The 25,272-nt window shown below is 72.3% G+C and carries 19 protein-coding genes; 13 read left to right on the top strand and 6 right to left on the bottom strand.

What is annotated here, in order from left to right:
* The first annotated feature begins 877 nt into the window (after nucleotides 1-877).
* Nucleotides 878-4,486 (top strand): ABC transporter ATP-binding protein/permease, encoded by a 3,609-nt coding sequence (locus ABZV06_RS20490; RefSeq protein ID WP_355623360.1) that lies wholly within the window; start codon nucleotides 878-880, stop codon nucleotides 4,484-4,486.
* Between the two features lie 53 nt (nucleotides 4,487-4,539).
* Here the strand turns inward: ABZV06_RS20490 and ABZV06_RS20485 are convergent, their stop codons facing one another.
* From ABZV06_RS20485 to ABZV06_RS20470, 4 genes are all read right to left on the bottom strand, one after another.
* A complete protein-coding gene (locus ABZV06_RS20485) occupies nucleotides 4,540-5,607 on the bottom strand; it encodes an NADH:flavin oxidoreductase/NADH oxidase (protein WP_355245811.1) in 1,068 nt (355 codons plus the stop codon).
* 118 nt (nucleotides 5,608-5,725) lie between these two features.
* On the bottom strand, nucleotides 5,726-5,848 hold the full coding sequence (locus ABZV06_RS20480; protein ID WP_355623357.1) for a hypothetical protein: 123 nt from the start codon (nucleotides 5,846-5,848) through the stop codon (nucleotides 5,726-5,728).
* Between the two features lie 187 nt (nucleotides 5,849-6,035).
* The gene (locus ABZV06_RS20475; protein WP_355245814.1) at nucleotides 6,036-6,704 is read right to left on the bottom strand and encodes a DUF998 domain-containing protein; all 669 of its coding nucleotides are present in this window, start codon (nucleotides 6,702-6,704) and stop codon (nucleotides 6,036-6,038) included.
* A complete protein-coding gene (locus ABZV06_RS20470) occupies nucleotides 6,697-7,662 on the bottom strand; it encodes a glutathione S-transferase C-terminal domain-containing protein (protein ID WP_355623354.1) in 966 nt (321 codons plus the stop codon). The genes ABZV06_RS20475 and ABZV06_RS20470 overlap by 8 nt, the downstream gene beginning before the upstream one ends.
* Before the next feature lie 106 nt (nucleotides 7,663-7,768).
* Here ABZV06_RS20470 and pcaF point away from each other — a divergent pair, with 106 nt between their 5' ends.
* From pcaF to ABZV06_RS20445, 5 genes are all read left to right on the top strand, one after another.
* Nucleotides 7,769-8,974 carry a 3-oxoadipyl-CoA thiolase gene (gene pcaF / locus ABZV06_RS20465; protein ID WP_355623351.1) on the top strand — a complete coding sequence of 402 codons (1,206 nt, stop codon included), beginning with the start codon at nucleotides 7,769-7,771 and terminating at the stop codon, nucleotides 8,972-8,974.
* Nucleotides 8,975-9,121: 147 nt separating this feature from the next.
* Nucleotides 9,122-9,934, top strand: a complete 813-nt coding sequence (locus ABZV06_RS20460; protein WP_355245823.1) for an SAM-dependent methyltransferase — start codon at nucleotides 9,122-9,124, stop codon at nucleotides 9,932-9,934.
* A gap of 4 nt (nucleotides 9,935-9,938) precedes the next feature.
* Nucleotides 9,939-12,101, top strand: a complete 2,163-nt coding sequence (locus ABZV06_RS20455) for an EAL domain-containing protein (protein ID WP_355245826.1) — start codon at nucleotides 9,939-9,941, stop codon at nucleotides 12,099-12,101.
* An 85-nt stretch (nucleotides 12,102-12,186) separates the two neighbouring features.
* Nucleotides 12,187-12,687 carry a DUF456 domain-containing protein gene (locus tag ABZV06_RS20450; protein WP_355245829.1) on the top strand — a complete coding sequence of 167 codons (501 nt, stop codon included), beginning with the start codon at nucleotides 12,187-12,189 and terminating at the stop codon, nucleotides 12,685-12,687.
* Nucleotides 12,688-12,754: 67 nt separating this feature from the next.
* On the top strand, nucleotides 12,755-13,519 hold the full coding sequence (locus tag ABZV06_RS20445; RefSeq protein WP_355623349.1) for an MBL fold metallo-hydrolase: 765 nt from the start codon (nucleotides 12,755-12,757) through the stop codon (nucleotides 13,517-13,519).
* 51 nt (nucleotides 13,520-13,570) lie between these two features.
* On the opposite strand, the gene ABZV06_RS20440 is transcribed toward ABZV06_RS20445, so the two are convergent.
* Entirely contained in the window at nucleotides 13,571-13,804 is a 234-nt protein-coding gene (locus ABZV06_RS20440; protein ID WP_355245834.1) for a hypothetical protein, read from the bottom strand.
* Nucleotides 13,805-14,403: 599 nt separating this feature from the next.
* Between ABZV06_RS20440 and ABZV06_RS20435 the strand changes: the two genes are divergently transcribed.
* The 7 genes from ABZV06_RS20435 to ABZV06_RS20405 all read left to right on the top strand — a co-directional run bounded on the left by ABZV06_RS20435 (nucleotide 14,404) and on the right by ABZV06_RS20405 (nucleotide 24,880).
* Entirely contained in the window at nucleotides 14,404-15,954 is a 1,551-nt protein-coding gene (locus ABZV06_RS20435) for an amino acid permease (RefSeq protein WP_355245837.1), read from the top strand.
* Nucleotides 15,955-16,069: 115 nt separating this feature from the next.
* Complete coding sequence (locus ABZV06_RS20430; RefSeq protein WP_355623346.1) at nucleotides 16,070-17,434, top strand: glutamine synthetase family protein; 1,365 nt, start codon at nucleotides 16,070-16,072, stop codon at nucleotides 17,432-17,434.
* A 116-nt stretch (nucleotides 17,435-17,550) separates the two neighbouring features.
* Nucleotides 17,551-18,906 carry an aldehyde dehydrogenase family protein gene (locus ABZV06_RS20425; RefSeq protein ID WP_355623343.1) on the top strand — a complete coding sequence of 452 codons (1,356 nt, stop codon included), beginning with the start codon at nucleotides 17,551-17,553 and terminating at the stop codon, nucleotides 18,904-18,906.
* Nucleotides 18,907-18,911: 5 nt separating this feature from the next.
* Complete coding sequence (locus ABZV06_RS20420; RefSeq protein ID WP_355623340.1) at nucleotides 18,912-19,679, top strand: 3-oxoacyl-ACP reductase; 768 nt, start codon at nucleotides 18,912-18,914, stop codon at nucleotides 19,677-19,679.
* Nucleotides 19,676-20,425: a gamma-glutamyl-gamma-aminobutyrate hydrolase family protein gene (locus ABZV06_RS20415; protein ID WP_355623337.1), complete on the top strand. Its 750-nt coding sequence runs from the start codon at nucleotides 19,676-19,678 to the stop codon at nucleotides 20,423-20,425. The genes ABZV06_RS20420 and ABZV06_RS20415 overlap by 4 nt, the downstream gene beginning before the upstream one ends.
* Nucleotides 20,426-20,472: 47 nt before the next feature.
* Nucleotides 20,473-21,024, top strand: coding sequence for a pyridoxamine 5'-phosphate oxidase family protein (locus ABZV06_RS20410; protein WP_355245850.1), 552 nt, complete (start codon nucleotides 20,473-20,475; stop codon nucleotides 21,022-21,024).
* 196 nt (nucleotides 21,025-21,220) lie between these two features.
* Complete coding sequence (locus ABZV06_RS20405; RefSeq protein WP_355623334.1) at nucleotides 21,221-24,880, top strand: SpoIIE family protein phosphatase; 3,660 nt, start codon at nucleotides 21,221-21,223, stop codon at nucleotides 24,878-24,880.
* A 17-nt stretch (nucleotides 24,881-24,897) separates the two neighbouring features.
* Here the strand turns inward: ABZV06_RS20405 and ABZV06_RS20400 are convergent, their stop codons facing one another.
* Nucleotides 24,898-25,212: an STAS domain-containing protein gene (locus tag ABZV06_RS20400; protein WP_355245856.1), complete on the bottom strand. Its 315-nt coding sequence runs from the start codon at nucleotides 25,210-25,212 to the stop codon at nucleotides 24,898-24,900.
* Between the last annotated feature and the right edge of the window lie 60 nt (nucleotides 25,213-25,272).

The following is a 25,272-nucleotide window of genomic DNA, read 5'->3' as shown; positions in this document are numbered from 1 at the left end:
GTTCATGGGGGTAGCTCCTTCGGGGGTAGGAAACACCCACACACCTGCTCGGGGGGATCGGGTGACGTGGGGGTCAGCACCTCGTCCGGGCGCTTAAGAAGTCCGGGGTCGGCGGCCTGCGAGCGGAGGGCTCGTGGCGCCGGGACCGTGCATAACGACCTGCCGGCCGGGGCCATTCCCGGGGGCTGACGATCCGCGGTGAAGCGGGGCTTGCCGCGCCGGGTCCGTGTGTAACGACCCGGTGGCCGGGGCCATTCCCGCAGGCGGGGTGGCCCGGTGTTGCGGCGCGACCTGGGCGGCCGGTCATTTCTCCACCGGTCTGACGGGCGGGTGGCTCAGCCTTGGTCCTGCGCTTGTCAGGCTATGCAACGACCTGCGGCCCGCCACGATTCCGGCCCAGCCGTGCGTCCGGTCACCCCCGCAAAGACTCCGTGAAGGGACATACCGCCCAGCGGGCGAAGTTGGCGTGGCCGGTAGCAAAGCACCCGGGCGGTGATCGACGCGACATCGCCGAAGTCGGGGTATCCGGGGCCGGATGACACCGCGATATCGGTGATCTCGTGTCGATCATCCTGGCCCGGGGTGGGGCCGATTGGGCATGGTGTCGATGTGGGGCCGCTGGGGATGCTCGGGCGGGTGCCCGGGTGGTGATCCACACGAGATCGCCGAAGTCGGGGTATCCGGGGCGGGTTGATGCCCCCGGATCGGTGATCTCGTGTCGATCATGTCGAGCCGTGCCCGCGCGGGTCTCGCGTCCCCGTTGTCGGGCGCGCCGGGCGTCGCGGATGTCCTGCTCAGAGGCGGGTAAATCGGTTGAGAGGACAGGGGCGCTGCCGGCACGCTGGGTGTTCCGCCACCCACGTCCGGAGGAACTCCGATGCGCCTGCTCCGTGATCTGTGGGCCACCTCGCCACGTCGCCTCACGCTCGTGGGCGTCCTGATCGTGCTCGGTGCGGCCGGTCAGGCGGGCGCGTCCGCGCTCGCCGGCGCGGTGCTCGTACACCGGTCGGCCACGTCCTTCACGATCCTCGCCGCCGCGTTGGCCGCCGTGGTGCTCACCGACCTGGTGGTGAGCCTGCTGATGGCGGGGCTGACCGCCGACTGGTCCGCCGACGTCCGTCGACGGCTCTGCCGCGTCGCGCTCGGGCAGGATCTGCCGAGCCTCGAGACCACCCCGGTGGGTGAGCTGCTGGACCGCATCGACGGTGATGTCTACCAGGTGGCGTCGGCGGTACGGAACCAGGGCTCGCGCCTCGCCCAGGGGCTCTGCGTGGGACTGCTGTCGATGGTCGTCGCGCTCGTCGTGTGGTGGCCGGCCGGAACCGCGATGCTGCTGCTGACGGTGGTGCTCGCGGTGGGTCTGCGCCGGCCCACGGCACGGATCGGCCCGGCCCGGATGGCCGAGGAGGAGGCCTGGTCGGACCTGGCAGCCGTGATGGAGGAGGCGGTGCACGGCCAGGACGACGTACGAACCAGCCTGGCCCAGCCGTACGTACTGCGGCTGTACGCCCGACGGGCCGCCACCGTGCTGTCCCGCGGCCACCGGGTCTGGGTGCTCTCCGCCAAGGTGGCCACGGTCGCCACCGCGACGATCCGGGTGGGCGTCGGCGCGGTCGTGCTCGGCGGAGCCTGGGCCCTGGCCACCGGCCGGGTCGACGCCGCCCGGCTCACCGCCATCTGGCTGCTCGCCCTGGCCTTCGGGGCCACCGCGGAACATGTCAGCCGGATGGTGCCCGAGCTACAGGAAGCCCTCGGTGCGTGGGCTCGCGTGCAGTTGCTCCAGAAGGCCCGGCAGGAGCCGGTCGGCGGGGCCGCCCCGGTCGAGGGTGACCTGCGCATCCGGGACCTGACCTTCGGGTACGAGGTCACCGGCCCGGAGAGCGGGCGGGGTCCTGCCCTGCGCGGGCTCAGCCTCACCTTCGCGCGGGGCCGCTCGTACGCCCTGATCGGGCGTACCGGGTCGGGTAAGTCGACGTTGGCGAAGGTGCTCACCCGGGCGGTGGACGTGCCGCCGGGCACCGTCTTCCTCGGCGGCACGGACCTGTGCGACCTCGACGTCGAAGAGCTGCGACGATGGGTGGCGCTGGTGCCGCAACGCACCGAGATCCTGGCCGGAACGCTCGCCGAGAACGTCGCCCTCTACGACCCGGAACTGCTCGACGCCGCCGCCCGGGCGCTCGACGAACTGGGCCTGGCCAGCTGGATCGCGGAGCTGCCCGACGGGTTGGCGACCCGACTCGGGGAGGGTGGGCACGTGCTCTCCGCCGGCCAGGAGCAACTGGTGGCGTTCGCCCGGATCCTGGTCCGTGACCCGCACGTCGTGATCCTCGACGAGGCCACCGCCCGGTTGGACCCGGTGACCGAGGCACGCGTGCAGCGGGCCACCGAACGGCTGCTGCGCGACCGCATCGGCATCGTCATCGCGCACCGGCTCTCCTCGGTGCGCCGTTGCGACGAGGTGGTGGTGCTCGCCGACGGCGCGGTGGTCGAGGCCGGTCCGTTGGAGTCGTCGACGCGGTTCGCCGAGCTGCTGGCGACCAGTCACGCCGCCGTGTACGCGGGCGGACCGACGGCGTTCCACCCCGGCGGCGGCACCGACCTCCTGACCGGCCCGAACACGGCCGGCGCGGAGCTGCTGACCGGCCCGGACACCGTGCACGCCGGGCGGGACACGACCGGCACCGACCTCCTGACCAGCAGGAACACGACCGGCGCGTATGCCGCCGGTGGTGCTGGTCCGGTCGGAGCGGAGGTGGCGGGCGAGCGGGTGCCGGGGGCGCGTACCGAGCCGCCGCCGTTGCCACCGACGCCGCGGGCGCGCACGTTCCGGGAGATCATCCGGCTCTGCACCAACGACCCCCGCTACGGAGCGGCCGCAATCGTGCTGTTCCTCGGGCTCAGCCTGCTCGGGCTGGACGGACCGCTGCTGCCGTGGCTGTGGGCCGACCTGGTCGACGGGACCGGCAGCCCGTACCTGCCGGCGCTGGGCATCGTGGCCGGACTGCTGGTCACCCTGCCGCTGCCGTTCTACACCCACGTGTGGTTCCCGCACTGGTGGGTGCGGCAGATGCTGCGGATCGGCCTGCGGTTGGTGCACGGCCAGACCGGCCCTCGCCGGGTCAGCTCGCACACCCCGGCGGAGGTGGTGGCGCAGGGTGGCGACACCGAGCGGGTGGTACAGCTCGCCGACAACGTGCTGGACCAGTCCGTGGCGGTGGTGCTGGTGGTCGCCATGACGGCGGTCACCGGCAGCGTCGTACCCGGGCTGTTCTTCTTCGGCACGATGGTCGTCTCCGGCCTGGCCGCGACGTTGTTCGGCCCGAAGTTGGAGCGCGCCGCGCGGGCGACAGTGGCGGCGCGCGCAGCCTTCGCCACCGCGCTCGTCTCCGCGCTCTCCGCGGCGCGGACGGTCAAGCTCGCCGGCGCGACATCGGCGGTGCTGCGGCACCTGGCCGACCTCGACGTGCTGCGCAGCGACCGGCAGCGGCGGGAGATCGCGGTGCAGGTGTGGTCCCGCTCGACGCCGTCGGTGGCCAGCGGGCTGCTACCGATCGGCGCGTGGGCGCTCTACCTGGGCGGTGACCTGTCGGCCGGCGCGGTGCTGGTGGCCGTCTCCACGCTGGGCGCGGCCCGGTGGTTCGCCTGGACCACCGCGTCGTTGATCTCCCAGCTGCCGTCGGCGCGGGTGTGGACCAAGCGGACGGTGGCGATGACCGGCGTGGGGGCGTACTCGGCGGGCGTGCCGGCGGTGGATCTGGCCGGCGGGACGGCTCCGGCACCGGCGTCGCCGCCCCGCCGCCCGCTGCGCAGGTTGGAGCTGCGCGGCTTCTCGGTGGTGCACTCCGACGGCACGGTCGCCGTGCGCGACGTGGACCTGACGGTCCAGCGCGGGCAGTTGGTGCTGGTCGTCGGGCCGGTCGGGTCGGGCAAGTCCTCGCTGCTGCGGGCCCTGGCCGGCATCGTCCACCACACCGGCGAGCTGTCGTGGAACGGTGACCCGGTCACCGAGCCCGAGCTGTTCCTTCGCCCCAACCAGGTCGGTTACGTCGGTCAGCTGCCCCGGGTGCTCTCCGGGACGGTGGCCGACAACATCGCGCTCGGCCATCAGGTGGACGCGGCGGGCGCGGTCAGTACGGCACAGCTCGACCACGATCTGGCCGCCGCCGGTGGGGGACTGGGTCTGCTCATCGGGCACAAGGGCACCCGGCTGTCCGGCGGGCAGCTTCAGCGGCTGGCCCTGGCCCGGGCGCTGGCCCCGCGTACCGAACTGTTGGTCGCGGACGATGTGTCGTCGGCGCTCGACGTCACGACGGAGCTGGCGCTGTGGCAGGCGCTGCGGGCGCACGGCGTGACCGTGGTGGGGTCCACCGCGAAGCGCGCCGCGCTGGTCCGCGCCGACCACGTGGTGGTCCTGCGGGCCGGCTCGGTGGCGGCGCAGGGCACCTGGCGGGAGTTGGAGGGCGAGTGGTCGCACCTCGCCGGCTGAGAGCCGGGTCGGGCGGCTGCCGGTGACGGCAGCCGCCCGCGAAGGGTTCCCGATCAGGCGCGGGCGTACTGGGCGGGGCCGTTGTACGCGACGCCGAGCTTTCCGGCGGCGCGGCGCGGCCAGTACGGGTCGCGCAGCAGTTCCCGGCCGAGCAGCACCAGATCGGCCTCGCCACTGGCGATGATCTGCTCGGCGTGCTCCGGCTCGACGATCAGGCCGACCGCGCCGGTGGGTACGCCGGCCTCGCGGCGGATCTGGGCGGCAAGCGGCACCTGGTAGCCGGGGCCGAGCGCCGGGATGCGCTGCTCGGTGCTGACGCCACCGGTGGAGGTGTCGACCAGGTCGACGCCGACGGCGGCCAGCTCACCGGCGAGCACCACGCTGTCCTCGATGGTCCAGCCGCCCTCGACCCAGTCGGTGGCGGAGATCCGGGTGAGCACCGGCACGCTCTCGCCGACCACGGCGCGTACCGCGCGGGCGACCTCCAGCGTGAGGCGCATCCGACCGGCCCGGTCACCGCCGTAGGCGTCGGTGCGGTGGTTGGTCAGCGGCGACAGGAACTCGTTGAGCAGGTACCCGTGCGCGGCGTGCACCTCCACGGCGGCGAAACCGGCGGCGAGAGCGCGCTCGGCGGCGGCGGCGAACGCGTCGACCACGCCGGCGATGCCCGCCGCGTCGAGCGCGGTCGGCGTCCGGTAGGTGGGGCTGAACGGCTCGGCGCTCGGGGCGACGGGCGTCCAGCCGCCCTCGGCGTCCGGCACCCCGCCGTTGCCCGCGTCCCACGGCCGGTAGGTGGAGGCCTTGAAGCCGGCGTGTGCGAGCTGGACGGCCGGCACCGCGCCGTGCGCGGCGACGAACGCGGTCACCGGCCGCCAGGCATCGACGTGTGCGCCGGACCACAGCCCGGTGTCCTGCGGGGAGATCCGACCCTCGGCGAGTACGGCGGTCGCCTCGGTCAGCACCAGCCCGGCCCCGCCGACCGCGCGGGTGCCGAGGTGCACGAGGTGCCAGTCGGTGGGCAGGCCGTCCGGGCCGGCGGAGTACTGGCACATGGGCGCCATGGCGATGCGGTTGGGCAGGGTGACCCCACGCAGGGCCAGTGGCGTGAACAGGGAACTCATGACGTCATCCTCTCGGTACGGCGACGGACCCCGCTGACGAGGGGTCCGTCGCCGTGGTGAACGGGTCAGGCGGGTACGGGGTTCAGCTCCGGTCGCGTGTCGGCGGCCACCGTGCGCATCATGTCCAGGATCGGGTCACGCCGCGCAGGCTGACCGCGCTGACCACGATGGCGCTGAAAAGCACGAGGCCGAGCAGGATGATCCGCACGGAGAAGGGGATTTTGCGCAGGCCGAAGGGCATGGGATGTCCGGTTGTCCGTTATCTGGGCGGGGTAGGCGTGTGGAGGGCGGCTACGCCGGACAGACGCCGCTGGCCTGCAGTCGGAGATCGACATACAGGCGGACGGTGAGGCCCCAGACATTGGTCATCGTCGGCCAACGGTACGCCGATCAGCCCCATCTGCAAGCGGCGATGCGCGTAACGCTCCTTACAGGCTTTGCCTGCGGCACGTCAGGGCCAGAGCCGTGCCGGTCGCCACGCCCCAGAGCACCGCGAGCCCGAGGACCACCCGCTCCACCACGCCGACCAGGGAACCCCGGCCGACCACGAGCATGGCCAGTCCGATCGTGGCGCACAGCGGCAGGGCGAGCGCCGCCGCACCGGCCGCCAGCCGGCGTACCACCGGTCCGGCCGGCCCGGACACCGCCAACGCGACCATGGCGAGGACCACCGCCGCCGTCGCCGCGATGCTTGCGCCACCGTGCACCAGGTCGGCCACCGTGGTCCGCTCGAACGGCGGCAGCGGGCAGCCGGCGGAGCAGGTCACCGCCCCCGACACCGCCGTGAGCACGGCACCGGCGGCGAGCAGCGCCGCCGCCACCCGAACCCCTGGCGGCAGCGCCGCGGCGATCAACAGCAACGCGCCGGCCAGCGCGAGAACCCCGATCCGGTACGTCACGGCGTGCGCGCTGCCGGCGATGCCCGCCTCGCTCACGTACCCGGTGAAGCCCGGACCGGGACCGGCGACCACCGCGACCGTCACCGCGGCAGCCCCGGCTGCCGCGCTCCCGGCTGCGGCGGACGCGGCGACCCGGCGGGCGACGTCCCCGCGGGCGGTGGGCGTTGTCGCGGTGCCGCCCCGACCCCGGTCAGCCACGCCCGTGCGGCGTCGTCCAACCGGACTCGTCGGGCCCCAGTGGCACGATGCCTGTCGGGTTGATCTCCCGGTGGGTGCCGTAGTAGTGCCGCTTGATGTGGTCGAAGTCCACCGTCTCGCCGAAGCCCGGGGTCTGGAACAGGTCCCGGGCGTACGCCCAGAGCACCGGCATCTCGGTCAGCTTGTCGCGGTTGCACTTGAAGTGCCCGTGGTACGCCGCGTCGAAGCGGATCAGCGTGGTGAACAGCCGCACGTCGGCCTCGGTGATCGCGTCGCCCATCAGGTAGCGCTGCCCGGCCAGCCGCTCGGACAGCGCGTCGAGCCGGGCGAACAACGCCCGGAACGCCTCGTCGTACGCCTCCTGCGAGGTGGCGAACCCGCACCGGTAGACGCCGTTGTTGACGTCGTGGTGGATCTCGGCCATCAGCGCGTCCATGTCGGGGCGCAGCGCGACCGGGTACAGGTCGGGTGCGCCGGGCGCGTGCAGCGGCCGCCACTCGGTGGAGAAGTCGAGGGTGAGCTGCGGATAGTCGTTGGTCACCACCCGGCCGGTCAGGGTGTCGACGAGCGCCGGCACGGTCACCCGGCCGGTGTAGTCCGCGTCGGTGGCCAGGTACGCCTCGGAGAGGAAACGGACGCCGAGGACCGGGTCGAAGCCGTCCGGGTCGAGGGCGAACGCCCAGCCGCGTTCGTCCCGGATCGGGTCGACGGTGCCCAGCGAGATCGCGTCGTCCAGCCCGAGCAGGCCACGTACGATCCTCGCCCGGTGCGCCCAGGGGCACGCGCGGCACCAGATGAGCCGGTAGCGGCCGGCCTCCAACGGCCAGCGGTCCTGCTCGTCCGGACCGCCACCGGGAGGTGCGGTCGAGTCGGCGGTGACCCGACCGGTGAACCGGTTGGGCTGACGGACGAACTCGCCGCCACGGCTGGTCTCTGCGCTGAACTGGGCCCGGGCCATGCCGTCAACCTATCCGCTGCCGACGCGGATATCCTGGCTGCCGGCAGCCCCCGCGATCCGGTGGGTGTGCCCCACCCCCGCCGTCTGCACCCCTGAAGGACTCGCGATGACCGTGGCATACCTGGTGGCCGGTGTCCGTACCCCGATCGGCCGGTACGCGGGCGCGCTGGCCGGCGTCCGCCCCGACGACCTGGCCGCCCACGTCATCCGCGAGCTGGTCGCCCGGCATCCGTCGGTGGACTGGGCCCGCGTCGACGACGTCGTCCTCGGCTGCGCCAACCAGGCCGGCGAGGACAACCGCAACGTGGCCCGGATGGCGGCGCTGCTCGCCGGCCTGCCGGAGGAGGTGCCGGGCAGTACTGTCAACCGGCTCTGCGGCTCGGGCCTGGACGCCCTCGCCACCGCCGCCCGGTCCATCGTGGCCGGGGACGCGGATCTGGTGATCGCCGGCGGGGTGGAGAGCATGAGCCGGGCGCCCTTCGTCGTGCCGAAGGCGACCTCGGCGTACTCCCGCGCGGCCGAGATGTACGACACCACCCTGGGCTGGCGGCTGGTCAACCCGCTCATGCGCGACGGCTGGGGGGTCGACTCGATGCCCGACACGGCGGAGAACGTGGCCGCCGAGTACGGCGTCGACCGGGCCGAGCAGGACGCCTTCGCGTACCGCTCGCAGCAGCGCGCGGCCAAGGCGCAGGCCGGCGGCCGGTTCGCCGAGGAGATCGTGCCGGTTTCCGTGCCGGCCGGCCGGCGGGAGACCCGGCTGGTCGAGGTCGACGAGCACCCCCGCGAGACGTCCCTGGAGAAGCTGGCCGCGCTGCCCACCCCGTTCCGCGACGGCGGCACGGTGACCGCCGGCAACTCCTCGGGCGTCAACGACGGCGCGGTCGCGCTCCTGGTGGCCAGCGAGGCGGCGGTGCAGCGGTACGGTCTCACCCCGCTGGCCCGCGTCGGCGGCGCGGCGACGGCCGGCGTACCGCCGCGGATCATGGGGATCGGCCCGGTGCCGGCCACCCGCAAGCTGCTCGACCGGGCCGGCGTCGACCTGGGTTCGGTGGACGTCGTCGAGCTGAACGAGGCGTTCGCCGCGCAGTCCGTGGCGGTGCTGCGCGAGTTGGGGCTGCCCGTCGACGCCGAGCACGTCAACCCCAACGGAGGCGCGATCGCGCTCGGGCATCCGCTGGGTGCCAGCGGCGCGCGCATGGCATTGACCGCTGCCCTGGAGCTACGCCGGCGCGGTGGCCGCCGTGCCCTCGCCACGATGTGCATCGGTGTGGGTCAGGGCATCTCGCTGCTGCTGGAATCGGCCGCCTGAGGGCGGAAAGTTACGTGAAGGGATCTCCCGTACGCCGTGGTCGGCGGCCTAGAGTGGTCCACACCACACGACCCGCGGGTCGGCCGGCGGCCGCGCGCGCCCGCCGACGCCGGTGCCGCCCCGCGCCGCGAACTGGGGAGCACACCGATGCCGGACGCACTGCCGACCGAGATTGATCTGACCAGGCCGAGCGCGGCCCGGGTGTACGACTACTTCCTGGGCGGGGCGCACAACTTCGAGATCGACCGGCAGTTGGCCGAGCAGATCGCCAGCATGACCCCGAACCTCGCCGCCACCATGCGCTCCGGCCGGGACTTCCTGCGTCGGGCCGTCCGGGTGCTGCTCGACGCCGGTATCGACCAGTTCCTCGACATCGGCTCCGGCATCCCGACCGTGGGCAACGTGCACGAGGTGGCCCAGGCGGCGAACCCGAAGGCACGCGTGGTCTACGTCGACATCGACCCGGTGGCCGTCGCGCACAGCCGCGAACTGCTCGCCGGCAACGACCTGACCGGGGTGATCCACGCCGACCTGCGCGAGCCGGAGCGGATCCTCACCGAGACGCGGCGGCTCGGGCTGATCGACTTCAGTCGGCCCATGGGCATCCTGCTGGCCGGGGTGGTGCACTTCGTTCCGGACGCCGACCGCCCCGACGAGATCCTGGCGACCCTGCGGGCCGCCGCCGCGCCGGGCAGCTTCCTGGTGGTCTCGCACTCGACCTTCGAGGACCAGCCGCAGGAGATGCTGGACGCCCAGCGCCTCTCCTCCCGTACCGACACCGAGATCACACTGCGCTCCCGCGCGCAGGTCACCGGCTTCTTCGGCGACTGGACGGTCCTCGAACCAGGCGTGGTGCACATGCCACTGTGGCGGCCCGACTCGCCCGACGACGTGGACGAGCACCCCGAGCGGTTCGGCGCCTTCGGGGGCGTCGCCCGGTACGACCAGCACGCCGGCTGATCCGGTGGCCGCCGTGCCGGACCCCACCGGGGTCGACGTCGGCCGGACCGGTGTCGAGGCGTACGCCGCTGACTGGGCCCGTGCCGTACGTCGCATCGGTTTCGTGCCGCTCAGCGCGGCCGAGACCGAGCGGCTGTTGCTGCTGCACACCGTCCGGCTGGCGGAGGTCGTACGAGCGGAGCCGTTCAGCGCCCGCCCGGCCGAGGAGATCGGGCGGGCCCTGGTGGAGGCGCACCTGACCGAGCCCCGGGCGTTGGAGTGGTCGTTGCGCGCCCTCGGTGACGACTTCCCCGCCCGGGTGCTGGCGGTCGACGGCCGACCGGCCGATCTGGGCGAGCGGATCGCGGCGGTGCAGGGCGGGCTGGCGGCCGGGTTCGCCCGCGCGCTGCGCGACCGCATCTTCGCCCAGCAGGAGCGCATCGCCCGTTCGGCCTGGCAGGCGCGGGACGAGGTCGAGCAGGCGCTGCGCGACAGCGAGGCGCGGTTCCGGGCGGTCTTCACCGGTGCCGCGATCGGTATCGGCATCGCCGGGGTGGACGGTCGGATCATCGACGTCAACACGGCGTTCGCCGACATGCTCGGTTACTCGGCCGAAGAGCTGTGCCAGATGAACGTGGCGGCGCTGTTCCACGCCGACGACGCCGCCGGCATGTGGGAGCTGTACCAGGAGCTGATCGAGGGCAAGCAGGACTCGGCCCGGGTCCAGAAGCGCTACCACCGTAAGGACGGCAGCGTCGTCTGGACGGATCTGGCCGTGTCCCTGATCCGGTACGACGACGGCCGGCCCCGGTTCACCGTCGCCATGGTCGAGGACATCACCGAGCGGTACGAACTCCAGCAGCGGCTGCGCTTCCAGGCGCTGCACGATCCGTTGACCGGGCTACCCAACCGGACGTTGTTCTTCGAGACGTTGGGCCGGGTCCTGGACTCCGCCGGGCCGGGCCAGCGGGTCGGGGTGTGCTTCCTCGACCTGGACGGCTTCAAGGCGATCAACGACGGCCTCGGCCACGACCTCGGCGACCGGCTGTTGGTGACGATCGGCAAGCGCCTCGCCGAGTGCGTGGCCGACCGCGGCCACCTGGTCGCCAGGATGGGCGGCGACGAGTTCGTCATCCTGGTCGACGGCGGTGGCGACGTCGAGGACGCGGTGGTCGTGGCGGAGGCCGCGTTGGCCGCCGTCGCCGCGCCGGTGCACGTCGGCGACCAGCAGTTGGCGGTCTCCGCCAGCGTCGGGATCGTGGACTGCCCGGCCGCGGAGACCACCGCCTCGGATCTGATGAAGGCCGCCGACACGACGCTCTACTGGGCCAAGGCGGCGGGCCGGGGGCGGTGGGCGGTGTACGACCCGGAGCGCAGCGCCCGAGACCTCGCCCGGTCGGCGCTGGTCGCCGGGCTGCCGGCCGCGCTCGACCGGGGTGAGTTCGTGCTGCACTACCAGCCGATCGTGTCGCTGTTGGAGGGCACGATGCTCGCCGTGGAGGCGCTCGTCCGCTGGGAACACCCGGAGTTGGGCCTCATCGGACCGGACCGCTTCATCGGTCTCGCCGAGGAGACCGGTCTGATCGTCCGGCTGGGCGAGTGGGTGCTGCGGCAGTCCTGCCGTGACGCCGAACGCTGGTGGCGGGAGTTCCCCGAGGCCCGGCTGGTGGTCAGCGTCAACCTTGCCGCCCGGCAGGCCGACGACCCGGCGATCGTCGCGACGGTGGCCGACGCGCTGGCCACCAGCGGCCTGCCGGCCGAGCTGCTGCAACTGGAACTGACCGAGAGCGCCGTGATGGGCAGCGCGGGCGAGCCGCTACGCAGCCTGCATCGGCTCGCGGCGCTGGGCATCCGGCTGGCGGTCGACGACTTCGGCACCGGCTACTCCAACCTCGCCTACCTGCGCCGGCTGCCCATCCACTGTCTGAAGTTGGCCGGCCCGTTCGTCGAGGGCATCCGCGCCGACGGGACCGACGAGGCGGCGGACCACCGCGACGAGCGGATCGTCGACGCGTTGGTCAGGTTGGCGCACGCGTTGGAGTTGTGGGTGACGGCCGAGGCGGTGGAGACCGGGGTGCAGGCGGAGCGACTACGGGCGCTGCGCTGCGACACCGGGCAGGGGCGGTACTTCGGTGCGCCAGCTCCGGCGCAGGACATCACGACTCGCCTCCGGCAGGGTACGACGTGAGGCGCGCGTCCTGGCCGGTGACGGCCGGCCGACGCGTGACCGGCGGACCGCTCCGGTCCGGGTGGTGCCGACGGAAGGCGACGGCGTGAGCGTGGACGACTCGCAGACGGTGGTGACGGTGGTGGCCGCGCTGGCCATCCTGGCCGGACTGGCCGGTGTGGTGGTGCCCGGCCTGCCGGCGCTGCCGCTGTGCTGGGGTGGCGTACTGGTCTGGGCGATCTTCGGTGGCGCCGGTCCCGGTGGCTGGGCGGTGTTCGCGGCCGCCACGCTCGTCGCGGTCGGCGGCATCGTCGTCAAATACCTCTGGCCCGGGCGAAACCTCAAGCGCACCGGTGTGCCGACGTCGTCCCTGCTGGCCGGGGGCGTGCTCGGGCTGGTGGGATTCTTCGTGATCCCCGTGGTCGGTCTGCTGCTGGGCTTCGTCGCGGGGGTCTGGGCGGCAGAGCGGCTGCGGCTGGGCAGCAACAAGCTCGCCTGGCCGTCCACCGTGCAGGCCCTCAAGGCCGCCGGTCTGTCCATGCTGGTGGAGTTCCTGGCCGGCCTGACCATCGGCGCACTCTGGGTCGGCGGTCTCCTGCTGACGTGATCCGCCCGCCCCCGGTCGGACGGCTTCGGGGCGGTACGGTGCCACCGCTCTGGCTAGGGTCGGTCCCGTGCGCATCGTGGTGCTCGGTGGTCGTGGCGCCTGGCCCTCCGCCGACCAGGGCTGTGCCGGCTACCTGGTCGAGCACCGGGGCTTCCGGCTCCTGATCGACCCTGGCTACGCGACCCTGCAACCGCTGCTGACCCGCCTGCCCGCCTCGGCGGTCGACGCGGTGTACGTCAGCCACGGCCACCCCGATCACTGCGCCGACCTCCAGCCACTGCTGCGCGTCAGGGCGCTGGCCGACCGACCCGCCCCGGCCCTGCCGGTGTACGCGCCCATCGGCAGCCTCGACCCGCTGCTCGCGATCGACGAGCCCGGTCTCGTCGACACGGCGTACCACCTGCACGGGTTCACCCCCGGCGACGACTTCGACGTCGGTCCGTTCTCCCTACGGACCTGGTCGTTGCCGCACTGGGTGCCGAGCGCGGGGGCCCGCATCTCCGCCGGGGGGACGGTGCTGGCGTACACCGGGGACACCGGCCCGGGCCCGGCGCTTGTCGACGTGGCCCGCGACGCCGACCTGCTGATCGCCGACGCGACGTATGTCGACGAGATCCCGGACCGGCACGTCGGATTCCTGTCGAGCGCTGCCGAGGTGGGTCGCTACGCCAGCGCGGCACGGACCAGAGCGGTCCTGCTGACGCACCTGTGGCCCGGCACGGACCCCGACGCGGCGGTCACCGCGGCGCAGCAGGCGTACGAGGGCCCGGTCGCCGTGGCCCGATCGGGCGTGGTGGTCGATCTGCCCGCCGGACAGCAAGGGCTGCCCTGACAGGGGTGCCCGGCCAGCAGGCCGGGCACCCCGTCGTGGTCGCAGGTCCGTTCAGTAGTCCTGCGAGGCGGTGTACCGACGGCTGCCCGTCGTGCCGTCCTGCACCCACACGGTCACCCGGACGGTGTCGCTCAGCTTGGGGGTGGGGTAGGCGTGGTTGCCGTCGTCACAGGCGTTGAAGGAGCCGTTGGCGTCCTCGGCCGTGGCGATGACCCGGCCCGTCGTGAGGTTCCTCATCTCCGCCCGCGCCCGGTAGCCGTCCTTCGCGTCGTCGCAGACCGACAACTCCCAGGCGTTGTAGACGTCCAGGTACGCCGCCGCGGAACCGTTCGTGGTATCGACGTAGAGGGACGACGGATCAACCGGGGCAACGGTGAACGCTGTTCGGGACGGTGCCGAACGAACCGTTCGGCCCGAAACGCGACGGCGGCGCGGGGCACCTTCGTCGGATACGGCGGGAGGCCGTACGCGAGAGAGAGGCGGCGCCCCGCGCCACCGTCTGCCGGGCGTTGCCGAGCGCCCGGCGGAGCCCGTCGCGATCGGGCCTGGCCACGGGTAACAGCATGCTGTCGCACGACGTGTGGTGGCAACGGGATTAGCGGGACGTCGTCGGTGGTGGCGTGCACGGCTCCACGGGATGTCGCGCGGGGTGGGCGGCGCCGCGGAGGCGTCGGGGCGGACCCACCATGGAAAGCGTGATGCCTGTGAGTCATCTAGATGACTCACAGGCATCACACTCATTGCGCCGTGGGCCGTGGACTTAAGCACCGGCGACGTATTGACCGCCCCTGATCATCGGGACGACACTTTGCGCACTCGTTGACGGAACCACCTCAGGGAGGTGCGCAGTGGCCACGACGCCCGTTCCGACCGCAGAGCAACCGATGGACGACGACGCTCGGCGACTCGCCGAACTCGGCTACAAGCAGGAGCTGCGCCGCAAGTGGAGCGGCTTCTCCAACTTCGCCATCTCCTTCTCGATCATCTCGATCCTGGCCGGCTGCTTCACCACGTTCGGCCAGGCGTGGAACAACGGCGGTCCGGTCGCCATCTCCTGGGGCTGGCCGCTGATCTCACTGTTCATCCTGATCATCGGCTTCTGCATGGCCGAGCTGGTGTCGGCGTACCCGACGGCGGGCGGCATCTACTGGTGGGCGGCGACCATGGGTCGCCCGGTGCACGGCTGGTTCACCGGCTGGTTGAACCTCATCGGCCTGGTCGCGGTCACCGCCTCGGTCGACTACGGCTGCGCGACATTCCTCAACCTCACCCTGTCGGCGCTCTTCGACGGCTGGGCGGGGACGCTGCGGCAGGCGTTCGTGCTCTTCGTGATCATCCTGGCGCTGCACGGCCTCATCAACATCTACGGGCACCGGATCATCGACGTACTCCAGAACGTCTCGGTCTGGTGGCACGTGGCCGGCGCGGCCGTCGTGGTGGCCATCCTGGTGTTCGTCCCGGACAACCACCAGAGCTTCCAGTTCGTGTTCACCGAGCGGTTCAACAACTCCGGGTTCGGCGACGGGGACACCGGCGGGTTGACGTTCTGGTTCTACGTGCTGCCGCTGGGTTTCCTGCTGACCCAGTACACGATCACCGGCTTCGACGCCTGCGCGCACGTCTCCGAGGAGACCCGGGGGGCCTCGCAGGCCGCCGCCCGTGGGCTCTGGCAGTCGATCTTCTACTCGGCCGTCGGTGGGTGGGTCCTGCTGCTGGCGTTCCTGTTCGCGGCCACCGACGTCGAGGCGGTCAACGCCGCCGGCGGCTTCTCCGGTGCCATCTTCGAGTCGGCGCTGACGCCGGTCTTCTTCAAGGTCGTCATCATCATCTCCACCATCGGGCAGTTCTTCTGCGGCATGAGCTGCGTGACGTCGATGAGCCGGATGGCGTACGCGTTCAGCCGCGACCGGGCCGTGCCGGGCTGGCGGCTCTGGTCGAAGGTCGACCGCAACGGCACGCCGGTGAACGCGATCATCGGCGCCACGATCGCCGGACTGGTGCTCACCCTGCCAGCGCTCTACGAGAGCTCCGCCGGCATCCCCGTCGCCTTCTACGCGGTGGTCTCGGTGGCGGTGCTCGGGCTCTACCTGTCCTTCCTCATCCCGATCGCCCTGCGGCTGCGTCTCGGTGACCGGTTCAGCCCGGGGCCGTGGACGCTGGGCCGCAAGTACAAACTGCTCGGCTGGATCGCGGTCATCGAGATCGCCGTCATCGCGGTCTACTTCGTGCTGCCGATCGTGCCCGCCGGGGTGCCCGGCAACGACGAGTTCACCTGGTCGGCCGTGAACTACGCGCCGCTCGCCGTCGGCGGGGTGCTACTGGTCGTCGCCGTGTGGTGGTACGCGTCCGCCCGCAGGTGGTTCACCGGACCGGTCCGTACCGTCGAGGAACGTGCGTCGGTGGCCGACCCGGCGCCCGCCGACGGCCCGGCCTGATCCGCGCCCGGCGGGATGGTCCTCGCGGCCGTCCCGCCGGGTTTGCCGCCTCCACCGCCGGGGGCATTGACGGTGATCCGGTTTGCCAGTAGACCTTGGTGATGGAGGCCCGCTCATGAGGAATGCGCCGCTCACGCTGGAACAACTGCGGGTCGCCGTCGACGACGGTGAGATCGACACGGTGGTGCTGGCCCTCGTCGACATGCAGGGCCGGTTGCAGGGCAAGCGGTTCCACGCGCCCTTCTTCCTCGACCAGGTGGTCGAGGGCGGCAGCGAGGGCTGCAACTACCTGCTGGCGGTGGACGTCGACATGAACACCGTCGACGGGTACGCGATGTCGAGCTGGGAGCGCGGCTACGGCGACTTCGCCATGGTGCCGGACTTCGCCACGCTGCGCCGGGTGCCGTGGCAACCGGGCTCGGCGATGCTGCTGGCCGACCTCGCCTGGCTGGACGGCTCCGGTGACGTGGTCGCCTCACCCCGGCAGATCCTGCGCCGGCAGCTCGACCGGCTGGCCGAGCACGGGCTGACCGCGTACGCCGGCACCGAGCTGGAGTTCGTCCTGTTCCGCGACTCGTACGAGGACGCCTGGCAGCGCGGCTACCGCGACCTCACGCCGGCGAACCAGTACAACGTGGACTACTCCCTGCTCGGTACCGCCCGGGTGGAGCCGCTGCTGCGCCGGATCCGCACCGAGATGGCCGGCGCCGGGCTCACGCCGGAGAGCGCCAAGGGCGAGTGCAACCTCGGCCAGCACGAGATCGCCTTCCGGTACGACGAGGCGGTGGCCTGCGCCGACCACCACGTGATCTACAAGAACGGCGCGAAGGAGATCGCCGCCCAGGAGGGCATGTCGATCACCTTCATGGCCAAGCCGAACGAGCGGGAGGGCAACTCCTGCCACATCCACTTCTCGCTGCGCGACGCGTCGGGCTCGTCGGCGATGCTCGGCGACGGGCCGGCGCACCTGTCGCCGACCGGCCAGCGGGTGCTCGCCGGGCTGCTCGCCACCATGCGGGAGTTCAGCCTGCTCTTCGCCCCGAACATCAACTCCTACAAGCGCTACCAGCCGGGCTCGTTCGCTCCGACGGCGCTGCGCTGGGGCGTGGACAACCGCACCTGCGCGCTGCGGGTGGTCGGGCACGGGCAGGGCATGCGGGTGGAGAACCGGGTCCCCGGAGCCGACGTCAACCCGTACCTGGCGATCGCCGGGCTGGTCGCGGGCGCGCTGCACGGCATCGAGCGGGAGTTGGAGTTGGGCGCGGAGTGCACCGGCAACGCGTACGACGACCCGGACGCCGAGCGCGTCCCCACCACGTTGCGCGACGCCCTGAGTCTGTGGGAGGAGTCCGAGGTGGCCCGCGAGGCGTTCGGCGACGAGGTGGTGGCCCACTACGCCAACCAGGCAAGGGTCGAGCTGAGCGCATTCGACGCGGCGGTAACGGACTGGGAGCTGACCCGTGGCTTCGAACGCCTGTAAGCGCGGGTCGCCCTCCGCCGCGATCTTGCACTTTCTGTCGTTGGTCTGGGATGACTCGCGGCTTATGTCGGCACAGAAACTGCAAGATCGCGGGGATTGGGCGAGGGGTGGGGCGCGTGAGCGTGATTGTTGACCCGGCTTTCGGAAAGGGGTTCCGGGAGGTTCCCGGGGCCTCGGAGGCGGACGTCGACGCGGCGATCTCGCGTGCCGCTGCCGCGTTCGAGACGTGGCGTGCGGTCGGGCCGGGGGACCGGGGGCGGTTGCTGCGACGATTCGCCTCGGTTGTCGACGCGCATCTGGACGAGCTGGCCCTGTTGGAGGTCAGTAATTCCGGGCACACCATCGGCAACGCCCGCTGGGAGGCCGGCAACGTCCGTGACGTGCTGGACTACTATGCGGGCGCGCCGGAGCGGTTGACCGGCCGGCAGATCCCCGTACCCGGTGGCCTGGACATAACCTTCCACGAGCCGCTCGGCGTGGTCGGCGTGATCGTGCCGTGGAACTTCCCGATGCCGATCGCCGCCTGGGGGTTCGCCCCGGCGCTCGCCGCCGGCAACACCGTGGTGCTCAAGCCCGCCGAGCTGACCCCGCTCACCGCGCTGCGCCTGGCCGAGCTGGCCCGCGAGGCCGGCCTGCCCGACGGCGTGTTCACCGTGCTGCCGGGTCAGGGCTCGGTGGTGGGGGAGCGGTTCGTCAGCCACCCGGCCGTCCGCAAGATCTGCTTCACCGGCTCCACCGAGGTGGGCACGCGCATCATGGCCGGCTGCGCCGCCCAGGTGAAGCGCCTCACCCTGGAGTTGGGCGGCAAGAGCGCCAACATCGTGTTCGCCGACGCCGACCTGGAAACCGCCGCCGCGACCGCGCCCGGCGCGGTCTTCGACAACGCCGGCCAGGACTGCTGCGCGCGGTCGCGCATCCTGGTCCAACGCCCGGTGTACGACAGGTTCCTGGAACTGCTCGAACCAGCGGTACGTGCGGTGCGGGTCGAGGACCCGTCCCGCGACACCGCGGAGATGGGCCCGTTGATCTCGGCGGCCCAGCGGGACCGGGTCGCCGGTTACGTGACCGGCGCGACTGTCGCCTTCGCCGGCTCGTGCCCCGACGGCGCCGGCTTCTGGCACGCGCCGACCGTGCTGCTGGCCGATTCGCCCGCCGACCGGCACTGGCGGGAGGAGATCTTCGGGCCGGTGGTCTCGGTGCTGCCGTTCGACGACGAGGCCGACGCGGTCCGGCTCGCCAACGACACCGAGTACGGCCTCTCCGGCTCCATCTGGACCCGGGACGTCGGGCGCGCGCTGCGGATGGCCCGGGCGGTCGACTCGGGCAACCTCAGTGTCAACTCGCACTCCTCGGTGCGCTACTGGACCCCGTTCGGCGGGATGAAGCGCTCCGGACTCGGCCGCGAGCTGGGCCCGGACGCGCTGCACTCCTTCACCGACGTCAAGAACGTGTTCATCGCGACGAAGGAGTGAGGCCAGTGCAGGGTCGGTTGCAGGACCGGGTGGCCGTGGTCACCGGCGCGGGCAGCGGCATCGGGTTGGCCACCGTCCGGCGGTTCGCCGCCGAGGGGGCGCGGGTGGTCTGCGTCGACATCGACGCGGCGGCGGGCGAGAAGGCCGCCCAGGAGTGCGGGGGCGAGTTCGTCCGCGCCGACGTCGCCGACGAGGCGGCGGTACGTGACCTGTTCGACGGGGTGGCCGAGCGGCACGGGCGGATCGACATCGCGTTCAACAACGCCGGCATCTCACCGCCGGACGACGACTCCATCCTGGACACCGGCCTGGACGCGTGGGAGCGGGTGCTGCGCGTCAACACCACGAGCGTCTACCTGTGCTGCAAGTACGCGATCCCGCACATGCGGCGGCAGGGTAAGGGCTCGATCATCAACACGGCCTCGTTCGTCGCGTTGATGGGAGCGGCGACGTCGCAGATCGCGTACACCGCGAGCAAGGGCGGCGTGCTGGCGATGACCCGCGAGTTGGGCGTGCAGTTCGCCCGCGAGGGCATCCGGGTCAACGCGCTCTGTCCCGGCCCGGTGGCCACGCCGCTGCTGCTGGAGTTGTTCGCCGCCGATCCGGAGCGGGCCGCCCGCCGGCTGGTGCACGTGCCGATGGGTCGGTTCGGTGAGCCGGAGGAGATCGCCGCCGCGGTGGCCTTCCTGGCCAGCGACGACGCGTCCTTCATGACCGCCGCGCAGTTCGTCGTCGACGGCGGGATCACCGGCGCGTACGTCACTCCCTTATGAGAAGGCCCCTGATCGGGATCAGCGCGTACGTCGAGCCCGCCGACTGGGCCGTCTGGCGTGGTGTGCGGGCGGTCCTGGTGCCTGCGGTGTACGTGCGGGCGGTGACCGCCGCCGGAGGCCGGGCGGTGGTGCTGCCCCCGGACGACTGCGACGCCGACGTGCTGGCGGTCCTCGACGGGCTGCTGTTGGCCGGGGGCGCGGACGTGGGCCCGGGTCGGTACGGCCAGCAGCCGCACCCGCGGACCGAGGACCGGCCGGACCGGGACGCCGGTGAGCTGACCCTCCTGACGGCGGCCCTCGCCGCCGACCTGCCCGTGCTGGGCGTCTGCCGGGGAATGCAGTTGCTCGCCGTCGCGTACGGCGGCACCCTCCACCAGCACCTGCCCGACGTGCTGGGCTCCGAGGCGCACCGTCCGGCGCCGGGGGTCTACGGCACGCATCCGGTGCGGTTCGCGCCGGGCAGCCTGGCGGCGCGCACCATGGCCGGGGTGGGGCAGGTCAACTCGTACCACCATCAGGCGGTCGCCACCCCGGGCCGGCTCGCGGTGACCGGCTGGGCGGGCGACGGCGTGATCGAGGCGGTGGAGGACCCGGGCCGTCCGTTCGTGCTCGGGGTGCAGTGGCATCCGGAGAACGAGCCGGACCCGCGCCCGATCACCGCGCTGGTCCGGGCCGCCGGGCCGTCCGGTCCGTCGGTGGGTGACCGCGACGAGGGGGTACGCGCGACCGGGTCGACGGCCGTGTGACGCAGGTCGCCCCCGTCGTGTAGGACGACCAGTGGGAGGATCAGCGCATGGGTAAGGTCTATCCGGAGATCGACGATCGTCTGCGGGAGTTCATCGCGGCCCAGCCGGTCTTCTTCGTCGCCACCGCGCCCTCCGGTCCCGAGGGGCATGTCAATGTCTCACCGAAGGGCATGGCGGGCACGCTCGTGGTCCTCGGCCCGCACCGGGTGGCCTACCTCGACTACCACGGCAGCGGTGCGGAGACCATCGCCCACCTGCGGGACAACGGCCGCATCACGGTGATGTTCTGCGCGTTCGACGGTCCGCCGAAGATCGTGCGTCTGCACGGCAGGGGCCACAGCGTTGCGGTGACCGAGGCGGGCTTCGCCGACCGTCTCGCCGACTTTCCCGCGCCACCCGACGTGCACGCCGTGCGGGCCGTCATCACCGTCGACGTGCAGCGGGTCAGCGACTCCTGCGGCTACTCGGTGCCCCTGATGGACTACCGTGCGGAACGCGACCTGTTACTCACCGCACACTCCCGCCGCACGACCGACGATCTGGTGACCTACCGGGCCACCAGGAATGCCGCGAGCATCGACGGATTGCCGGTCTTCTAAGTGCTCAGGGCCGTTGTGCGCCCCCTTGGGTGGTCCGCGTCCGCCCCCGTGCTGTCGGGTCGTCGACCACCGGAGTGCACGTAACCAGCGTCCGCGGGTCGTCATGCGTTACGTTGCTGGTCCGCCGGGGTACAAGTCGGGGCACGGCGCATGAAGATCAACGGCTGTGGGGTACGGCCGAAGCGGGGGAGGCTGCATGAGCTCGGCCCAGGGGGGCGCGGACGCGGGGCATTCCTTCGCGGACGGCCGGCAGGTCCCCGCGCTGCTGTCAGCCGCCTTCGCGAACGGCGGCGAGCTGGGCGAACGGCTCCGCGCCTTCGACTGGTCGACCGCACCACTGGGTAGCCCGTCCCGCTGGCCGGTGGCGCTGGCCAGCGCGGTCGGCATGATGCTCTCCTCCAGCGCGCAGATCGTCATGTTCTGGGGCGACGACCATCTCGCCTTCTACAACGACGCGTACCGGCCGACCATCGGCAGCAAGCACCCGCAGGTGCTCGGTCAGCCGGCCCGACACAACTGGGCCGAGACGTGGGACGTCCTCGGTCCGCTGCTCGAAGGTGTCCGCAGCACGGGGCTCTCCTACCGTGGCGCCGACCACCCCTTCCTGTTGGACCGTTCCGGCTTCGTCGAGCAGACCTACTTCGACGTCTCGTACGACCCGATCCGCGGCGCCGACGGCTCGGTCAGCGGCGTGTACTGCATCGTCAACGAGACCACCGGTCGGGTGGTCGGTGAACGCCGACTGCGGGCGTTGTCGGAGTTGGGCGCCGAGCTGGCCGACGTGAGCAGCGCAGGGGAGCTGGGCCGGACGGCCGCAGACGTGCTCGGCCGGCACTCCGCCGACGTGCCCTTCGCGCTGATCTATCTGGCCGACGGCACGGGCGCGTTCCGGCTGACCGGGGCCAGTGGCGTCGACCCGGCGGCGGTCGCCGTCACGCCGGACAGGTTCGCCGGGCTGGTCGCCGAGGGCGTTCCCGCCACCATGCAGGTGCGCGACCTCCTCGTGCGGCGACCGGCCGACGCGGCCGACGTGGCACTGGTGTTGCCCGTCAAGGCGACCAACGAGACGGTCGGCGCGCTCGTCGTCGGCGTGGCCCGGCTGTTGCCGCTCGGCGACGAGTACCGCGACTTCCTCGACCTGGTGGCCGCGCAGGTGTCCCGGGCGGTCGGCACCCAGCGGGCGTACGAGCAGGAGCGCGCCCGGGCCGCCGAGCTGGCCGCGCTCGACCGCGCGAAGACCAACTTCTTCGCCAACGTCAGTCACGAGTTCCGTACGCCGTTGACCCTGGTGCTCGGCCCGCTTGAGGAACTGCTGGCCGACCCGGAACTGCCCGCCGCGCACACCGAGCGGCTCGTGATGATGCACCGCAACGCGTTGCGGCTGCTCAAGCTGGTCAACACCGTGCTCGACTTCTCCCGGCTGGAATCCGGCCGGCTCGCCGCCCGCTACCAGCCGACCGATCTGGCCGGCTACACCGCCCGGCTGGCCAGCACCTTCCGCTCGGCCATCGAGCGCGCCGGCCTGCGCCTGGTCGTGGACTGCCCGCCGCTGCCCGCGCCGGTCTTCGTCGACCGGGACATGTGGGAGAAGATCGTCCTCAACCTGGTGTCGAACGCCGTGAAGTTCACCTTCGACGGCGAGATCCGGGTGCGGGTCCGGGCCGACGACGGCCTGGCCCGCCTGGATGTCGTCGACACCGGCGTCGGGATCGTTCCGGCCGAGGTGCCGCACGTCTTCGAGCGTTTCCACCGGGTGCCCGGCGCGCGCTCCCGTACCCACGAGGGCACCGGCATCGGGCTGGCGCTGGTCCGTGAGCTGGTCGAGATGCACGGCGGTGAGGTTGGGCTGACCAGCCAAATCGACGAGGGCAGCACCTTCACGGTGACCGTTCCGTTGGGGTCGGCGCACCTGCCGGCCGACCGGGTGGCCCCGTTCGCCCCCCTGCCGACGGGTGAGCCCGAGCAGGCCCGGCTCTTCGTGGCGGAGACGGCCCGGTGGGCCGACGAGGGCACTCTCACCGAGGCCGTGCGCCAGCCGGCTTCCGCCGCCTCCACCGGCCGCATCCTGGTCGTCGACGACAACGTCGACCTGCGCGAGCACGTCACCCGGTTGCTCTCGCCGACCTGGGAGGTGGTCACCGCGGGCGACGGGCTGGAAGCGCTGACGCTGGCCCGTGCGGGTGGGTTCGACCTGGTGCTCAGCGATGTGATGATGCCCCGGTTGGACGGGTTCGGTCTGGTCGGCGCGCTGCGCGCGGACCCTCGTACCCGCGATGTGCCGATCGTGCTGCTCTCCGCCCGCGCCGGCTCCGCGGAGGCGGTCGCCGGCCTCGCCGCCGGTGCCGACGACTATCTGACCAAGCCGTTCTCCGGACAGGAGCTGATCGCCCGGGTCCGGTCCAACGTCGAGCTGGGCCAGCTGCGCGGGCAGATCATCCGTCGCCTCCGGGCCCTGGCCGACGCGGCGGTGGCGGTCAACACGGCACGCTCGACCGGCGACGTGCTCCAGGTCGCCGCCCGGCACGCGCTCAGCCTCGCCGAGGCGGCCCGGGTCGTGGTGAGCGCGGCGGGCTCCCGGTTCGAGGCCGACGCCGGCGGTGACACTCCCACCGAGCCGACGTTCGTGGCTCCGTTGACCGGGACCGGCCGCGAGCAGCTCGGCGAGCTGCGGGTCTGGCGAACCGCGGCCGACGACGCGCAGGCCGACGATGCGGCGCTCACCCAGCTGGCCCGACTGGTCGGTGTCCGACTGGAGAACACCCAGCTCTACGAGGCCGAACACCGCATCGCCACCACGTTGCAGCACAGTCTGCTGCCGAGGTCGCTGCCGCAGCTGCCGGGCGCGGTCGTCGCGAGCCGTTACCTCCCGGGCAGCGCCGACGTCGAGGTCGGTGGGGACTGGTACGACGCGCTCGTGCTCGACGGCGACAACCTGGTGCTGGTCATCGGCGACGTGGTCGGCAAGGGCGTCCAGGCCGCAGCGGCGATGGGGCAGTTGCGTAACGCGCTGCGGGCGTACCTGCTGGAGGGCTTCGACCCGGGCGAGTCGCTGAGCCGCCTCAACCGGCTGGTCGGGTCCACCGAGGAGTCGTCGTTCGCGACGGTGCTCTGCCTGCTGTTCAGCCCTCGTACCGGTCGGCTGCGCTACGCCAGCGCCGGCCACCCGTCCCCCCTGCTGATCCGAGGAGACGACGTGGCGTTCCTGCACGACCGCGCGCTCGGCCCGCCCGTCGGCGCGATCCCCGGTGCCACCTACCGGACCGTGGAGGGGGAGCTGTCCCCGGGGAGCCGGCTGCTGCTCTACACCGACGGGTTGATCGAGGACCGCCAGCTCGGCATCGACGCCGCGCTGGCCCAGCTACGCGTCGACGCGGCCGTTCCCGGCGAGCACGTGGCGGATCTGATCGACGCGGTGGTCGAGCGGGTCGCCGGGCGACCGCGCCGCGACGACGTGGCGGTGCTCGCCGTGGAGGCGGCGGAGCTGAACCGGTTGGTGTTGCGGCTGCCGGCCGACCCGACGCGGCTGAGCGTGCTCCGCAAGCGTCTGGAGGACTTCCTCGTCGCGCACGACGTCGGCGAGACCGACCTGTTCGACCTGACCGTGGCGGTCTCCGAGGCCGCCGCGAACGCCATCGAGCACCCCGTCCACCCCGCCGAGGCGATGATCACCGTGGAGGTCGCCATCGAGGACCAGACGGTGATCGCCACCGTGCGCGACACCGGACAGTGGCGGGAGTCCACCGACTCCGGGTTCCGGGGGCGCGGACTGTCGCTGATCAAGGCACTGGGTGACCTGATGGTGCGGCGTACCGACGAGGGCACCGAGGTGACGCTGCGGCGGCAGTTGCAGGGCTGACCCCGCGCGCCCGCAGGTCAGACCGGGTCGAGCCAGGTCTGGTCGCCCAGGCCGGAGATCTCCAGCACGCGGCGTACCTGCCGGGACGGCAGCACGGCGAGCGCGCCGGAGAACTGCTGGGTGAGCCGGACCAGGGCGTGGATGGCTGCCGAGTCGAAGAACGTCACCGCGCGCAGGTCGAGGGTCATCCGGCTGGCCGGATCGCGCAGGGCGGTCTGCAGCATCGTGTCGGCCGTCGCCATGTCGACCTCGCCGGTCACCACCACGTGGAGGTGCTCCCCGTCGATCTCCGCGCGGGCGGAGAAGACGGGTGGTGCTCCCCCTTGATCCACGCTGACACCATGGCACAGCCGACCTGGCAGGGCAACAACCGCTCCCGCCCGGCCGTGGCA

Source organism: Micromonospora sp. NPDC005172 (assembly GCF_040608555.1).
Lineage (GTDB): Bacteria > Actinomycetota > Actinomycetes > Mycobacteriales > Micromonosporaceae > Micromonospora.
Note: the sequence above shows the minus strand (reverse complement) of the source record. Positions and strands in the feature narration are given on the sequence as shown.